11 protein-coding genes and 1 pseudogene are annotated in these 16,291 nt (G+C 64.6%); 7 read left to right on the top strand and 5 right to left on the bottom strand.

Annotated features, from left to right (window positions below; all coding sequences use genetic code 11):
• Positions 1-139 precede the first annotated feature (139 nt).
• The 4 genes from LQK81_RS14340 to LQK81_RS14325 all read left to right on the top strand — a co-directional run bounded on the left by LQK81_RS14340 (position 140) and on the right by LQK81_RS14325 (position 4,380).
• Positions 140-1,546 carry a hypothetical protein gene (locus LQK81_RS14340; protein WP_230807028.1) on the top strand — a complete coding sequence of 469 codons (1,407 nt, stop codon included), beginning with the start codon at positions 140-142 and terminating at the stop codon, positions 1,544-1,546.
• A gap of 35 nt (positions 1,547-1,581) precedes the next feature.
• The gene (locus tag LQK81_RS14335) at positions 1,582-2,376 is read left to right on the top strand and encodes an ABC transporter permease (protein ID WP_230807027.1); all 795 of its coding nucleotides are present in this window, start codon (positions 1,582-1,584) and stop codon (positions 2,374-2,376) included.
• On the top strand, positions 2,373-3,041 hold the full coding sequence (locus LQK81_RS14330; RefSeq protein WP_230807026.1) for an ABC transporter ATP-binding protein: 669 nt from the start codon (positions 2,373-2,375) through the stop codon (positions 3,039-3,041). Before LQK81_RS14335 ends, LQK81_RS14330 begins: the two co-directional genes overlap by 4 nt.
• A 301-nt stretch (positions 3,042-3,342) precedes the next feature.
• Complete coding sequence (locus LQK81_RS14325) at positions 3,343-4,380, top strand: DUF2793 domain-containing protein (RefSeq protein WP_230807025.1); 1,038 nt, start codon at positions 3,343-3,345, stop codon at positions 4,378-4,380.
• Between the two features lie 31 nt (positions 4,381-4,411).
• Here LQK81_RS14325 and LQK81_RS14320 read toward each other — a convergent pair whose 3' ends face one another.
• The 5 genes and pseudogenes from LQK81_RS14320 to LQK81_RS14300 form a co-directional block, all read right to left on the bottom strand.
• Complete coding sequence (locus tag LQK81_RS14320) at positions 4,412-5,707, bottom strand: capsular polysaccharide export protein, LipB/KpsS family (protein WP_230807024.1); 1,296 nt, start codon at positions 5,705-5,707, stop codon at positions 4,412-4,414.
• Positions 5,708-6,024: 317 nt separating this feature from the next.
• Positions 6,025-8,052 carry a capsular polysaccharide biosynthesis protein gene (locus tag LQK81_RS14315; protein WP_230807023.1) on the bottom strand — a complete coding sequence of 676 codons (2,028 nt, stop codon included), beginning with the start codon at positions 8,050-8,052 and terminating at the stop codon, positions 6,025-6,027.
• 98 nt (positions 8,053-8,150) lie between these two features.
• A complete protein-coding gene (locus LQK81_RS14310) occupies positions 8,151-9,365 on the bottom strand; it encodes a polysaccharide biosynthesis/export family protein (protein ID WP_230807022.1) in 1,215 nt (404 codons plus the stop codon).
• Positions 9,366-9,709: 344 nt separating this feature from the next.
• Positions 9,710-12,160 (bottom strand): annotated as a pseudogene (locus LQK81_RS14305) (GcvT family protein); the annotation flags it as partial.
• Between the two features lie 11 nt (positions 12,161-12,171).
• Complete coding sequence (locus LQK81_RS14300; RefSeq protein WP_230807020.1) at positions 12,172-13,056, bottom strand: phosphotransferase; 885 nt, start codon at positions 13,054-13,056, stop codon at positions 12,172-12,174.
• A 266-nt stretch (positions 13,057-13,322) separates the two neighbouring features.
• Between LQK81_RS14300 and LQK81_RS14295 the strand changes: the two genes are divergently transcribed.
• The 3 genes from LQK81_RS14295 (at position 13,323) to LQK81_RS14285 (ending at position 16,276) form a co-directional block, all read left to right on the top strand.
• Positions 13,323-14,123: a DeoR/GlpR family DNA-binding transcription regulator gene (locus tag LQK81_RS14295; protein ID WP_230807019.1), complete on the top strand. Its 801-nt coding sequence runs from the start codon at positions 13,323-13,325 to the stop codon at positions 14,121-14,123.
• A 493-nt stretch (positions 14,124-14,616) separates the two neighbouring features.
• Positions 14,617-15,576 (top strand): ring-cleaving dioxygenase, encoded by a 960-nt coding sequence (locus LQK81_RS14290; protein WP_230807018.1) that lies wholly within the window; start codon positions 14,617-14,619, stop codon positions 15,574-15,576.
• Between the two features lie 139 nt (positions 15,577-15,715).
• Positions 15,716-16,276: an NADPH-dependent FMN reductase gene (locus LQK81_RS14285; RefSeq protein WP_230807017.1), complete on the top strand. Its 561-nt coding sequence runs from the start codon at positions 15,716-15,718 to the stop codon at positions 16,274-16,276.
• The last annotated feature ends 15 nt before the right edge of the window (positions 16,277-16,291 follow it).

The raw sequence follows: 16,291 nt of genomic DNA, 5'->3' as shown, positions 1-16,291 counted from the left end.
AGGTCGGTCCGAAGCGAAAGCACCTCCCCTGCGGACAATATGGGGAGCGCTCATCTTGTAACACGACTGCAGATCGAATAAACTGCCGCTTCCTCAGGCAGTTAGTAAATATTTGCAAGTCAGAGACGAGAGTATTGACGTGAAGAAAGATACTGCGCCCGCGGCGCCGGCACTGGAAGCAGAGACCCGAGAACAGCCGCAGGCCAGCAATCTTCTGGACATGGCGAAGGCTCGTATCGTCCGGCGCGCGGAACGGCAGAAGCGCCGCCTGATCCGGGAGGCTTCGATTGGCGCCGGCGCAAAGGTCAATCGCGACCCCTTCGATGACGACGACGAGGATCTCGCACCCGCCAAGACCGACCGTGACAAGAAATTCTCCACCAAGTCGATCTTCGAGATGCCGGTGCTGCCCAAGAAGCAGCGCAAGGTCCAGTGGACCAGCATTTCCTTCGTCCTGGCGGTGATCCTGCCGACGATCCTGACCGGGCTCTACTATGCCTTCTGGGCCAGCCCTCAATACGAGGTAGAGACACAGTTCGCCGTTCGCGGTTCCAGCCAGGGATCGCTGAACGCTCTGGGCCTCGGCAGCCTGATGGGCACGACGGCGGAGGCGGGCGATTCCTATATCGTCGCCGACTACATCCATTCGCAGCAGGTGTTGCAGGACATCAAGCAACAGGCAGACCTGGACGTGCGTACGCTCTACGCGCACGACGATATCGACTTCGTCTACAAGACCGATCCTGTTACGCCGCTCGACGAATTCGTCAGCTACTGGCGCGACATGGTCAATGTGGGCTTCAATTCGACGACCGGCAACGTCACGCTGCAGGTCTATGCCTTCACGCCCGAAGACGCCAAGCAAATCACGGATGCCATTCTTCTCGTCTCGGAAAACCTGGTGAACCGGCTGTCCGAGGAGTCGCGCATCCAGTACACCGAGGTCGTCAACAAGCAGGTCGAGCGTGCGGAGCAGCGGTTGAGCGCCGTTCGCCGGCAATTGTCGGACCTGCGCCAGACGCAGCAGGCGCTCGATCCGCAGGCCCTCGCGTCGATGGAATCGTCAATCATCGGCTCGATCGAGCAGGAGCTCGCCTCTGTCCGGACGCGCTACAAGGCGTTGGTCACGGCCGCGAGCCGGGAAGCTCCGTCCGCCAAGGTCATGGAGCGGCGAATTGTCGCACTCGAAGCTCAGCTGGCCGAACAGAAGGCACGCGTCGGAACCGGCACGGTGCAGAAGACCGGCCGCAATCCGGACGCCGACAGCAGCACGCTCTCCGACGTGATGGACACGTTCTCGCAGCTTTCTCTAGAGGAAGAGTTTGCCGTCAAGGCCTACTCGACATCACTTGTGGGTCTCGAGACCGCGATGGTCGAGGCACAGAAGCAGGAGCGCTTCTTCGCCACCTATGTGACGCCGCGGACACCCGATATCGCCATCTATCCGAAGCGCGTCCTGAACACGATGCTCGGCTTCCTCGTCTTTTTTGCCGCGTGGATGATCGGCTTCTTCGTTTACAAATCGGTCAAGGATCACGCGATTTGACCTTTGGCCAGAGCGGCGCATAGGGGCGCACCGCCATGTATCTGATGGACAAAAGCTTCAGCTATGCGCTCAAGGAGAATGCGCGCGTCATCGGCGCGCTCGTCGTGCGTAGCGGCGTCACGCGCTTCGGCGAGAGCCGCATCGGCTATCTCTGGACGCTCGCCGAGCCGTCGATCTATGTCTGCCTGTTTCTGTTCATGCACAGCTTCGTGCGCACCTCCCTGCCGTTCGGCGACAGCGCCATGCTGTTCTTCCTGACTGGCATCATCGGCTTTCGGATGACGAACCTGATTGCGCGTAAGGCCGCCAACGGGCTGTCGCACAACCAGCCGATGCTGGGCTACCCACTGGTGAAGCCGCTGGACACAATCGTCGCGGCGTTCCTGCTGGAGGCGATCATCTGGATGATCATCTGTTCGCTGTTCATCTTCTTCATGTTTGCCATTCTGGACCGTCACATCATCGTCTACCCTCTGGAGTTCGCGGGCGCGCTCCTGGCTATCTTCTACTTTGCCTTCTCCTTTGCCGTCTTCAACGCAACGTTCGGAACCCTCGTGCCGCTCTGGGCCAAGATCCTGAGCTTCAGCAACATGATCCTCATGCTGACATCCGGCCTGTTGTTCGTGCCGTCGTCCCTGCCGCCATCCGCCCTGGCGATCGTCTGGTGGAGCCCGTTCCTGCACTGCGTCGAATGGTTCCGTTCCGCAACCTATCTCGACTATGTCAGCGTGCTGAGCAAGACCTACCTCCTGTCCGTTGCGACCGGCTTTCTCGTGACCGGCCTTGCCCTCGAACGCATCTATCGAAACAGGATCATAAGCAGCGAATGATCGTCTTCGACAACGTCAGCAAGGTTTTCAAGAACCCGCGCGGTGGCGGCAAGAAGGTCGTCCTGGACAACTTCACGGCAACGTTCCGTCCGGGCCTCAACATCGGCATTCTCGGCAGGAACGGCGCCGGCAAGTCGACGTTGATGAACCTCATCTCCGGCATCGATACGCCGACTGGCGGTCGCATCTACCGAGAGGGGAAGATTTCCTGGCCGCTCGGTTTCAAGGGCGGCGTGCATGCCCGTCTGACGGGCGCCCAGAACACCCGCTTCATTGCCGACATCTATGGCAAGGACCGCGAGGAAGTCCTAGATTTCGTCAAGGACTTCTCCGAACTCGGGTCCTATCTCGATATGCCGGTGAGGACTTATTCGGCGGGCATGCGGGCACGTCTTGCCTTCGGCATCTGCATGGCGATCGAATTTGAATACTATTTGATCGACGAGGTCATAGCCGTCGGCGACACGACCTTCAAGAAGAAGAGCAAGAAGGTATTCGACGAGCGTCGAGAGAACGCAACCCTGCTGCTCGTCTCCCACTCGTCGTCACTACTGCGTGCCTTCTGTCACATCGGCGGCGTCATGAAGGACGGCAAGATCACCTTCTACGACGATATCGAGGAAGCGATCGCCGTTCACGAGGACAATCTCGCGCGGGGAAAATGATGGATCGGCCGGGGACGGCCGCGGCCGGCACGACAAGCATCACGCTCGACGGAACACATGCCCCGATGATCATCGCCGGCAGCGCTCGCTCTGGCTGAATTGCTCTTTATCCCAAGAGGTTAAGGCCGATCGCCACGCGTGACCTCTTTTCCGGTCACCCCATCCGGTCGCCACGACAAAGCCCCCATCTCCGCCGCCTGGCATCCTCGTCTGCCGCATGCAGGCTACTCTCAACTCAAGCAACCGCCACGGCCACCTCGGCTCGCCGGCTTGCGAGACTGGCGCGGCACAGGAGAGAGACATGCAGGACCAGACAGCGCGGCTCGGCCTTCCCTACATTCTGCCCTCACAGGCACAGAAGCATGTGTCCCACAACGAGGGGCTGGACGCGCTCGACATGATGGTCCAGCTGGTGCTTGCGGACATCGCCGACGCACCGCCACCGGCGCCGGCGGACGGCACCTGCTACGGGGTCGCAGCGGCGCCGGCGGGCGCATGGAGCGGGATGGCCGGCCGGGTCGCCCAATGGCGCGATGGCGGCTGGCATTTCCTGCAGCCGAAGGCGGGCTGGCTTGCCTGGTGCGCCCTTCGACAGCGCCTCCACGTCCATGACGGCACCGGCTGGCAGCCGTTCACCCAGATCGGCGATCTGCCGACCCTCGGCATCAATTCCGCAGCGGACGAGACGAACAGGCTGGCGCTGTCGGCGCCGGCCAGCCTCTTTTCCCACCAGGGCAACGATCACCGGCTGAAGATCAACAAGGCCGGACCGGACGACACCGCAAGCCTGATCTTCCAGAGAAACTGGAACGGCCTTGCCGAAATGGGCCTTGCCGGGAACGACGACTTCGCGATCAAGGTCGCCGACGGTTCGGGCGGCTGGCGGACGGCGCTCGGCATCGATCCGTCAGGCCATGTCGCAACGCCAAACCGGCCGGCGGCGCGCGCCTGGCTGTCAAATCCCTCGCTGAGCCCAGCAGTCGGCAGTCTCACGGGGTTCACTGAAACCGGGTTTGCCACTGGCGGCTTCACGCTCGGCGCTCCCGTTCCTGGCGGCAACGGCAACCGTCTCGTCGCCCCCGCCTCGGCGCTCTACCTGATGTGTCTTTCGGCCGTTCCCGTCACTCAAGGGCCGCTCCAGGTCGAGGTCGTGCTCAACGGTGCCACGCCCGTGCTCGGAACCGGCCTGCACTCAGGCGCACCCATCGGACGAAAGATCTGCGCATGCGGGATCGTCTCGATCACCCGGGACGAATGGATCGCCCTCCAGCATCAGGGATCCGCCGCCCTGGAATTCGGGTTCAACGGCACGGAGCTATCGATCGTCGCTTTGACATAGATACCCGGCACCTGCCGGCCGGCCTGAATCTTCAGCCCTGTGCTGCGTCCGGCAGCTTGCCGCCGAAGTGCCCGGTCACGACTTCGCTCTGCCGGCCCTCGCCAGTGGCGCGCGCGCCCTCGGCAACGGCCGCCATCAGCCTGTCGCGCAGCGCATGGATCGCCACCTCCACGCCCTCATAGGCGTAGAAATCGCCCGGCTGCAGACATTGTTCGTGCAGCCACGAAAGATAGCGCGTGCGCATCTCGCCGGGCGCCACCTTGTTCCACGTCCAGAAGCCGTCGAGATCGATGCCCTTGTTGACGCAGAAGGCAAGGTCGGGGTGCCGGTAGATCGCCTGCCCCATGACCGCGAGCGGAATCCCGTGAAGGAGCGCGAAGAGACCGGACGTGCTGTTGATCGTGATCATCCCGGCCGCGTGGCGCGTCAGAAGCCCCAGCGAACCGCCGTCGATGATGTGCACACGGTCGGCCACGTCGTTCAACTGGCTGACCTGCCGGATGAACTGCCGGTCGCGGCTGTGTCCCCGCTCCATCGGATGGATCTTGAACACCAGCTGGTGCGTCGCCGGCGCATTGCGGGCGAAGGAAACGATCGACTTGAGGATCAACTTCTGATTGTTCCAGCTGCCGGCGGCGCGCCCGAGCTGGCTGTCGTCATGCACCTGCAGCGGGATCAGGTAGTACTTGTGGTCGTAGTACTCCAGGAGCCGTTCGACGCAGCGGTAGTTCGCGCTGAGATTGCGGAACTTCCGATAATAGTTCTTGAACCAGTAGAAAGCCTCCGACGCCAGCATGCGCTTCTGCTTGTGAAACAGCTTGCGCTCGCCGGCGGTGGAAAACAGGTTCCGCAGCGAGAAATAGAGGAACGCATAGGACGCCATCGCGCCGAAGGACGACGCATAGGACACGCCCTTGCGCCGGTCCGAATAGCGGCCCGAATAGTCTTCCGGCGGCAGCTTTCCGGCGATCGGCGACCGCCAGTTGTTGCCGCCGAACTCAAGCGTGATGTTGCCGGGGCGCAGATAGCCCTCCTCCAGGCAGATCACCGGAATACCGAGCTTCTCGCAGCAGGCGATCGCAACCCTGTGGATCTCGCGTTCGCAGCCGAACAGCACGACGAAATCGAAGCCGTGCGCACCGAGCATTTCGGAAAGCCAGATACTCCAGGCATCGGCGCTGCCGTTGAAGTTCAGCGTCTTCTCACGCCTTGCAAACAGCCGGTCACCGATGTTGAAGCAAACGCGCCAGGCGTCGAAGCCGCTCTCGTTCAGGAGGGTCTGCGCCTTGCGGAAGAACGGCCCGACCGGCCCCTGGAGAAGAAGCACCCGCGGAACGCTCTTGGAGGGAAACGGGTTCGATGGCCGACGGCGCAGATTGAGATAGACGAGCCGCGACGAACCACGGCCTGCTGGGCCCTGATCGCGTACGCCATTCTTCTCCGTCCGATCCCTCGAATCGCGCTCGCTTGGCATGATGCTCCGGCTTTACATAGGGTATGCGCAATGATTGCTTGGTCATTGCATAGACGGCTGGATTTATCAACGGAAGCAGGGTCAATTATTCTTACTGCCCTGACATTTTTCGCCAGTGTGTCACCATTTCGGGGAGTGATTCGCGTCTCGCCGGCCGAGGCGGGCGGGCGTCATCCCAGCCGGCGGTCACGCAACCGGACGGCGATCCTGTTTGCCGCGCGCGCAACGCCCGCGATCGCGCGATCGGTGATCGAGACGTCCGCAATCTTTCCCTCGGCGATTTCCCGGACCAGATCCTCTGGCCGGCAGGGCATGCCGCTCAGCGGATGGACGTAGAAGGGATAGAGCACGAGCGTGGCCGCCACCAGCATGTCGAGGTCGATCCGCCGGGTCCGCCGCGCAATCGGGTTCCGGTCGTCGGTCAGCCCCCAGCCGGCATAGAAGGGCATGCCGTGGACGCCGACCGGCTTGTCGCGAATGAGCGCCTCGAAACCGGCAAGCGAGGTCATCGTCTCGATCCTGTCGGCCCAGCCGATCCAGTGCATGATGTCGCCGTCCTTGACGATCCGGTCCGCAGCATCCGGTTCGCGGCCGCCGGAGCGCATTCCCGACACGACGTCCGGGTGCTCCTTGTAGGCGATGCAGGCATCGGGATAGAGCCGCCGGACGGCTGCGACCAGATCCGCGTTCGACCGGACCACCGGCGAACCGAACCGGATCGAGGCATCCTTTTCCACCTGTCCGGGAACCAGGATCTTCAGACGCCCCGGCTCGACGATGGGCAGGGCGGCCGCAGTGCCGACATTGTATTTCGAGACGCCGCGCGCAAGCAGCAGGCCGCGCAGGGCGTTGGCGCGCGAAAGAAGCTCTGGCGAGAACGTCGCGGTGGCGATCAGCCGTTCCAGACCGCTCGGCTGCCGGGCGTCGTAATAGACCGTGTCACCGTCCAGCGCGATCGACGACGGCATCACCAGCGAGACGCCCAGCCCCCGGGACCGGATGAACCCGTCCTCGATCCTGATCGCCTCGATCCCTTCCGGCAGCGGCCGGTCGGATCCCCAGACGGCGACGCTGCCGCCGACCTCGCCGGCCCGGCGGACCGCGATCTCCAGTCCGCGGGCATGCAGGACCGGCCCGGCCCGGCCTTTCAGGAACGGCGCGAGCGCCCGCCGCTTCCACGGCGACATTCCGGCCGTCACGATCCGCTTCGGCAGCCGCGCCCGCTGGTCGCGCACCACGCCCGCCTGCTCGATCGCCCGCTCGATGGTGCAATCGGACCGGTCGTGCAGATCGAGGTAGCGCGAATAGCGGATATAGGCAGCCTCGAACACCTGCTCCACGGATGCGGGCTTGCGCGGCACCGGCGCCGGCAGATGATCCTCCGTCATCCCGCGCCCCGAGAAGAAGGCGACGCCGAAGCAATGAACGGGCCTTTCCGCCATCAGCGCCTCGAAGCCCAACTGGCTGGAAACGGTATAGACCGCATCGGCCTCTTCCAGCAGCGGCCATGGATTCATCGGCGCAGGCACGACGATCTCGACGCCGAAGCGTTGCGCCGCCTGGCGCAGCAGGCTCCTGTCGCCGGCCGCCGGATGCGTGCGCACCACGATCGCCTTGCCGGGATGATGGGCCACCGCATGCTCCATCATGCGCGCAAAGGCATCGTCTCCCGCCAGCGCGCCGGCGATCGACGCGTCGCCTGCGACCTGGTCGACCAGCAACACAAAGGGGCGTCCATAGGGCACGCCGGCCTCGCGCAGGCCGATCATCGGCCCGTTGTTGTATTTTGAAAGCTGCGCCCGCCGGATGGTGTCGATCAGGGCACGGGCACGACCGAGCGCGCCGGCATCCGTCGCCGGCTCGTCCAGAAGCCGCTGCAGCCGCGACGGTCCGCCCGCGTCGAAATAGATGCCTTCGTCATCGATGACGAAGGAATGCGCCGGCTCTTCCGGGCCCGGCGCGTAGCCCTTGATGAAGCCGTCCTCGAGGATGAGGCAGGGCTTGCCGGAGCGGGCGGACAAGGCCTTGGCCTTGAAGCCGGACGGGCGCCAGCCCCAGCCGACATAGCCGTCCATGCCGCCGACCCGACCCAGCGGCCAGGAGACGATCTCCGCGTCCAGCAGGCGGGAGATGTCGGCCCGGATCCGCCACAGGCCGGCGGAGGTGACGGCATAGGTCTTGCGCTTTCGGTCAGCCACGACGCCTTCGTTCCTGCGGGTCCGCCCTGAAAACCACAAAGGGCGCCGGCCAGGCCGACGCCCCGTTCAAACGTTGAACTTATACCGCCGCGCGGCGATCAGAAAGTCCGGTTGGTGGTATTCACCGCCGACACGGTCCCCGTGATCATCTGGACGAACCGTCCGAAATCGGTGGCCGGATGACGCGACAGGTAGATCACGTCGCGATTGCGCACCGGGAAGGACTGGGCGACGATGTAGCTCTGCGGCCTGCCCAGGTCGAGACGATAGATGATCGGGTAGCGGCCCTGCCCGTCCGAGGTCATGCCCTTTGCGAGCAGGTCGCGGAAGCGGTCGTCGCCGACGACGTTGCGATAGACGCTCTCGTTCTCGTAGCGGAAGATGAAATAGCCCTTCGGGTCGGCCGTCGTCATGTTGCCGCCGCCGGCGAGCGCTGCCGCCTCGATGAGGCTCAGGCTGCTGGCATCGAACCGCACCTTGCCGGATTTCGACGTCTGGCCGAGCGCCGAGAAGGTCTGCGGGTCGTAGGTGACGTAGATCCGGTCCTCGGGACGGACGATGATGTCTTCCTTCGGATTGTCGACGATGGTCTGGAGCAGCACGGTTCCGGAGCGTCCGCCGCGCTTGAGCGTCACATAGGTGTCGTAGGGCGCCTTGGTGGCGCCGCCCGCCCTTGCCAGCACTTCGCTCAGGTGCTCAGCGTTGAGGCCCAGAGGTATCATCGCGGCGTCGTTGACGTCGCCCTGGACCGACACGGCCCGCGATTCGTTTCCGGCGATCGATACCAGTACGTCCGGCTCCACCGCCTTCGCCTTCAACGCGTCGACGATCGTCGAGCGGGCGGTGTCAATGGTCATGCCGGCAAAGCGGACCGAGCCGACATAGGGAATCTGGCCGCGGCCGTCCGGCTGCACGACGACGGGAATAGTGGTGGACTTGCGCTCGGTCGTCGAGAACAGGCCGTCGGGACCCGCCTCGAAAATGGTCACGTCAAGCTTGTCGCCGACGCCGATCACGGGGGTGCCGCCGGCGCCGCCGAATCCGAACGTCCGCGCCAGGCTCGGCGTGCCGAGCGTGGTCACGCTGTTGGCCACGCGCTGGTCGATCTCGACCACGTCGAAGACCATCTTGGTCTGCGGGATCTTGTAGGAACTGCCGCCGGCCGCTCCCGATTCGATCACTTCCCGTGTCAGCGGCCCGTCGCTCGGGACGATACAACCGGAAAGCGTCACCAACGCTGCGCCTGCCAGAAGGCGCGTAAAAGACCGTGCAACCCTTGCCCCCGGGGTGCCGATACCTTCATTCTTGCTCATCACACTGCAATTCCCTTCGGTCGCGCCCCGACGAGGCACGACGCAGAAACCGGACCGAGGTCCGCTCCATCAAATCCAACGATGGAAATAGTCAATGTCCCACCATGATCTGTCCCAGAGACCGTCCATGGGCCTCCGCGTCACCTTGGAGCAAATCCCTTGCACATTCGTTACGCCAAGAAAAGTCGTTTCCTCGGCAACCGGCTAAATGACGGCTTTTCCAGTAGGTTTTCCAAAGGAGTGAGGAAAATAGGTAACATTCTAGCGATCTCTCGTGCCCCTCCGCGCCACCGTCGCGCCGCAAAATCTGCGGAATCGCGGGCGCAGGACGGGGCCGGGCCGCCTCAGCTGCGCAGCCGCCTGCCCTCCGGATCGTGCAGGGGTTCCAGGTGCGGCGTGCAGGGGAAGCGTTCACCGCCAACGCCCAGTTCGTAGCGGCCGGAGAGCGCATAGGCGCGGTCGACACCGTCGGGATTGCGAACGTAGCCGAGGCCGATCGGACGGCCGATCGTGTGGCCGAAGCCGCCGCTCGTCAGCCAGCCGGCCCTTTCGCCGTTGCGGTAGATCGTCTCGCGGCCGAGCAGAATCACCGCCGGATCCTCCGGGACGAAGCAGACGAGCATCTTGCTGACGCCTTCCCGCCTCTGCCGCTCGATCGCCGCCTGCCCGCGGAAATCGACCGACCCGCCCCGCCTCACCGCAAAGCCGAGGCCGGCCTCGATCGGCGTATGATCGGGCCCGACGTCGACGCCCCAGTACCGGTATCCCTTTTCCAGCCGGCAGGTTTCCAGCGCCCGGTAGCCGGCGTTCGCAAGTCCGTCCGCCCGGCCCGCCGCCATCAGCGCGTCGTAAACGGCCGGCGCGTCGCTCATCGCCAGGTGCAGTTCATAGCCAAGCTCCCCGGTATAGCTGACCCGGATGGCGCACACCGGGCGGCCGGCCACCGTGATCGAGCGCACGGTGGAAAAAGGAAAGGCCGCGTTGGAAAGATCGTCGTCGCAGACCTTCTGCAGGACGGTGCGCGAGGCCGGCCCCGTCAGGACCAGCACCGAGAGTGTCTCCGTCACGTCCTCCAGCCGCGCATCGAGGCCGGCGGGGATGCTGCGGGCGATCCAGTCGAAATCATGCGTGGCAAAGCCGGTGCCCGTCACGATGTAATACGCGTCCTCGGCGAGCCTTGCGACCGTCAGGTCGCATTCGATGCCGCCATGGTCGTTGAGCATCTGGGTGTAGGCGACGGAGCCGGGCGCCTTGGCCACATCGTTGGCGGCGATCCACGACAGCGCCCGCTCGGCGTCCCTCCCCTTCAGCGAGAACTTGGCAAACGAGGTCTGGTCGAAGACGGCGGCCGCCTCCCGCACGGCCCGGTGCTCGCGGGCGACGGCGGAAAACCAGTTCGGCCGCCCATAGGTATAGACGTCGCGCGGCGCTTCGCCGGCTTCGAGATCGGCAAACCAGTTCGGCCGCTCCCATCCAAGTTTCTCGCCGAAGCAGGCGCCCTGCGCCTTGAGCCGCTCGTAGAGCGGCGAGGTGCGAAAGGGCCTGGCGCTAGAATGCTCCTCCGACGGCCAGGCCATCGTGTAGTGCTTGCCGTAGGCCTCGACGGTGCGCCGCCTGATCCAGTCGCCGTCGAAATGCGGCCGGCCGAAGCGCCTGACATCGACGGGCCAGAGATCGAAGGGCGGTTCGCCCTCGGCCACCCATTGTGCAAGCGCCATGCCAGCGCCGCCGGCCGAGGCGATGCCGAAGGCGTTGAAGCCGGCGCCGACGAAGAAATTGCGCAGCGCCGGCGCCTCGCCGAGGATGAAGTTTCCGTCCGGCGTGAAGCTCTCGGGCCCGTTCAGCATTTGCTTCACGCCGGCCGTCCGCAGAGCCGGCACCCGCCCGAGCGCCAGTTCCATGATCTGCTCGAACCGCTCGAGATCCGGATTGAGCAGGCTGAAATGAAAGCCCTCCGGTATGCCGTTCACCGCCCAGGGCGCGGGGTTGGGCTCGTAGCCGCCCATCACCAGCCCGCCGACCTCTTCTTTATAATAGGTCAGCCGGTCGGGATCGCGCAGCGTCGGCAGGTCGGAGGGTACGCCGAAGGCTTCGGTGACGAGATACTGGTGCTCCATCGGCACCAGCGGCACGTTGACGCCGAAACGGGCGGCGAAGGCGCGCGTCCACTGCCCCGCGCAGACGACCACCCGCTCGCATGCGATCCGCCCGCGGGCGGTGACGACCGCCCGGATCCGCCCGTCATCGATCTCGAGATCCGTCACCTCCGTGTCCTCGAAGATCGACACTCCAGCCAAGGTGGCGCCCCGCGCCAGCGCCTGGGTGATGTCCGTGGGGTTGGCCTGCCCGTCCGTCGGCAGGAAAGCGGCACCGACCAGGTCGTCGATCGCCATCAGCGGCCAGAGGTCCTGCGCCTCCTTCGGCGTCAGCAACTGCATCTCCAGGCCGAAGGACCGCGCTGTCGTCGCCTGACGCCGCACCTCCGCCCACCGCTCCTCGTTGCAGGCGAGCCGCAGCCCGCCGTTCATCTTCCAGCCGCTCGCCAGCCCGGTTTCGGCCTCGAGATTGCGATAGAGTTCCACCGAGTATCCGAGCAACTGCGTGATGTTCGCGCTCGTGCGCAACTGGCCCACCAGGCCCGCCGCATGGAAGGTGGTGCCGGAGGTCAGCTTGTGGCGCTCCAGCAGAACGGTATCCGTCCAGCCGAGCTTGGCCAGATGATAGGCTGTCGAACATCCGATGATACCGCCGCCGATGACGACGGCCCGTGCGCTCCCCGGGAGCTCCTCCATGGTCTCCCGCTCCCCTACGGTCTTGCCTTCATGAAGAACGCGAACGCCCGGAAGAACCGGTCGAGGTTGTCCATGCTATAGGCGGCATAATCGAAATCGATGGTCGAGTGCAGCTCCGACACCATGCTCCACAGCGTCTCGCGCAGCAGCGACGCGCACTTCATCGCCTGGTAGCGTCGCCAGAGGTCGTCGGTGAGCGGCTGCTCGAAATAGGTCTCCAGCAGCCACTTCTCCTGCTCTTCGCCAAGGTCGTTGTTGGAGGCGAGGCCGCCGAGGTCGAACAGTGGCGTGTTGTATCCGGCATAGTCCCAGTCGATCAGCCAGAGCCTCTCGCCGTCGTCGATGACGTTCGACGCCAAAAGGTCGTTGTGGCCGAAGACGATATCATAGGGCCCGGCGCTCGCTTCCAGCAGGCGGGACATCGCCAGCAGTTCCTCCAGCCTCGCGACGTGAGGGCTGGAGGCGCCGGCGAGCGTTGCGGCATAGTCCTCGATGACGTGGAAGGCCCAGAAGATCATCGCCGGCCCGCGATAGTGGCGCCCGGTCTCACGGTGGCACCGTCGCAGCAATGGGACGATGCGCTCCAGACAGGCCTGCGAGCGGATGTCCTCGGGCTCGAGCGTCCTGCCGGGCACATAGTCGAGCACGAGGACGCCGGGCTGGTGATGGATGACTGCGGGAGAAACGCCCGCCGCATGCGCCGCCCGGCTGGCGGAGACCTCGTTCTGCCGGCTGATCTGATGGACCGGGATATCGTCGCCGAGCCGGACGACATAGGCGCGGCCGCCGTCGACGACCTTGTAGTTCGTATTGGTGATGCCGCCCTTGAGAACGGCAATTTCGGGCTGCCCGTTCCAAAACGGCAGCGAGCGGATCATCTCCTGCGCGGCTGGGTCCATCTGCCATCGTTCCCCGGCGCCCATTCGGCACGCCTGTCTTTTCCGCAGACGTTCCCGCACTCGCGGAAAACTGTCAAGAATTTTCCACAAAAACGAACATCGTCATGGCTTTTTGTCGTAAGATATGATCCATGATGGCCAATGCTGCGTGGTTTCTTTGGGTTTTCTGCCCGAAATACGGATAACCGGCGACATTCACATTTATGATGGTTCACCGGATCCGCGTCAGGCATGGCCTCCGTCGGCATGCCGGCACAAGGAAGAGCATGGACACGACGCCCGCCACCCCGACCCTTTCCAATCATCGCGAGCGCGAGATCCTGGACGAACTGCGCCTTGCCGGCGGCTCCAGCCGCATCCAGTTTCTGGCCGACCGCCTGGGCGTGTCCGAAGAGACCATCCGCCGCAACATCCGCACGCTCGAGGCAAACGGCCTGGTGACCAAGGTGCATGGCGGCGTGCACATCACCGACAGCGCAACCGAGCAGCCGCTGCACTTCCGCATGAACGTGAACCCCGAGCCGAAGCGCCTGATCGCGGCGAAGGTCGCGACGATGGTCAAGAACGGCGACAGCCTGTTCCTCGACATCGGCTCGACGACCGCCTTCATCGCCGTCGCCCTGCAGAAGCACCACGATCTCTTCATCGTGACCAATTCGCTCTCCGTCGCCCATACGCTCGCCACTCGCAACAACAACCGGGTCTATTTCGCCGGCGGCGAACTGCGCGCCCATGATGCCGGCACCTTCGGCGTCGAGGCGCTGGGCTATATCGAGCGCTTCAACCTGCAGCATGCCATCCTGTCGGTCACCGCGATCAACGCCCGTTCCGGCTTCATGCTGCAGGACATGCAGGAGGCCGACGTCTCCCGCATCGCCGCGCGGCAGGCGCAGAACCGGATCATTGTCGCCGATGCGCAGAAGTTCGGCCGCTCGGCCCCGATCACGATCGCCCCGCCCGATACCTACGACATGCTGGTGACCGACGAGGAGCCGCCGTCCGACATCCGCCGCATGCTCGACCAGAACAACGTCAGGCTGGTCCTGGCCGGCGGCCGCGACGATTGATCCTGTCCCGCCGGGGGATTTGCAGACAGATTGTGGCCGGTGGTGGTGGCGGAAACAAAAATGCCGCCGCCAGGGCGGGAGCCTTTCTGGCTCTCTCTGCGCTGGACGACGGCATTCCCGGAGCAGTCTTCTAGGACGCTTCTCTTCGGCGGTCCCCTCTGGACCTGCCATAGGGAAAGCAGGATTCGTGCCAAAGGCAATCAGGCGTCGTTCGGCCATCAAAACCGGGCCCTGCCGCGCAGATTGCAGAAGCCCGCGCCTATTTTCACGGCAAAGCTGCGCCCTCCGATTTTGCGATGCACAAAAACGACGCATGGCAACGGAAGATTTACCACGGCCGGCGCCGGCGCGCCCGAGATCGCAGACCGGCTGCGTTCAGCAATAGAGAACGGAGCGTTCTCCGTCCGTCCACTTCAAGGAAACGCCGGTCGGGGCGATATTGGGCTCACCGCCGCACCTTGAGAGCGGCCTTCCCCAATGGCAGGAGCACCCCATGACCATGCAACTGACCGGCATCCATCACCTGACCGCAATCACCGCGAACGCGTCCGAGAACCTGCACTTCTATACGCAGACGCTCGGCCTGCGCCTGGTGAAGAAGACCGTCAATCAGGACGACACCAGCGCCTACCATCTCTTCTATGCCGACGGCCTTGCCTCGCCGGGCACCGACCTGACCTTCTTCGACTGGCCGGTCGGGCGCGAACGCCGCGGCACCCACAGCATCAGCCGCACCGGCCTGCGCGTCGGCAGCGCTGAAAGCCTGCGCTGGTGGAAGGCGCGGTTCGACGACCTGAAGGTGAAGTCCGGTGAGATCCGCGACGTCGCCGGCCGCCAGACACTCGACTTCGAGGACCAGGAGGGCCAGCGCTTCCGCCTCACCGTGGACGACAGCGGCGCGCCCTCGCATCCCTGGGACCGAAGCCCGGTTCCCGCCGAGCATCAGATCAAGGGTCTCGGCCCGATCACGATCAGCGTGCCGGACATCCGCAACACCGAGACCGTGCTGGTGCAGGTGATGAACATGAGGCAGACGTCGACCTATCCCTCGCCGGACGGCACCGGCGACGTCCATGTCTTTTCGATGGGCGAAGGCGGGCCGGCGGCCGAACTGCACGTCGCCGTCGAACCCGACCTGCCGGCGGCCCATCAGGGTGCGGGCGCCGTCCATCACGTCGCCTTCCGCGTTCCCGACATCGAGGCGCTGCATGCCTGGACCGAGCGGGTTCGCGGTTTCCGCGTGCCCTCCAGTGGCGAGGTCGAGCGATACTACTTCCGCTCGCTCTATTTCCGCGAGCCGAACGGCGTGCTGTTCGAACTCGCCACCGACGGGCCGGGATTCGCCGTCGACGAACCGCTGGAGACGCTCGGCGAAAGCCTCTCGCTGCCGCCCTTCCTCGAGCCGCGCCGCGAGCAGATCGAGGCCCGCCTGAAACCGCTCGTCATCGTCTAGGCTGAACCGGGGCGACCGCGGCACCGGACATGGAAAACCCCGGCAGGAACATTGCCTTCCTGCCGGGGTTTTCGTTTGATCGCCGGGCGATGATTCATCCGCGGGAAGCGGCCCGGCCCCTATATGAGGAGAGACAATGATGACCAAGCTCGTGGCGATTTCAGGCAGCCTGCGCAAGGCGTCCTACAACACCGCCCTGATGCGCGCCGCGATCGCGATGGCGCCCGAGGGGGTCACGATCGTCGAAGGCACGATCCGCGGCATCCCGCTCTATGACGGCGACGAGGAGACGGCGCACGGCGTGCCGGCCGCCGCGACGGTGCTGAAGGAACTGGTGGCGGAGGCGGACGGGGTCATGCTGTTCACGCCCGAATACAACAACGCCATCCCCGGCGTGTTCAAGAACGCGCTCGACTGGATGACGCGGCCCTCGTCCGACATCCCCCGCATCTTTGCCGGCAAGCCCTTCGCCACTACCGGCGCCTCGCCCGGCAATTTCGGGACACTTCTGTCCCAGGAAGCCTGGCTGCCGATCATGCGCACGCTCGGCACCCGCCCCTGGTTCGGGACCAAGCTGATGGTGTCCAAAGCCGGATCGGTCTTCGACGAGCACGGAAAGATCATCGACGAGGCGACCGAAAAGCGCCTTCGTACCTTCGTCGAGGGTTTTGCAGCTTTCGTGCGGGAGGCCCGGAGTTAAGGCCGACGGCCCGGC

Origin of the sequence: Rhizobium sp. GN54 (assembly GCF_021026345.1) — a bacterium.
GTDB lineage: Bacteria > Pseudomonadota > Alphaproteobacteria > Rhizobiales > Rhizobiaceae > Mycoplana.
This window is presented reverse-complemented; position numbering and strand designations above follow the sequence as displayed.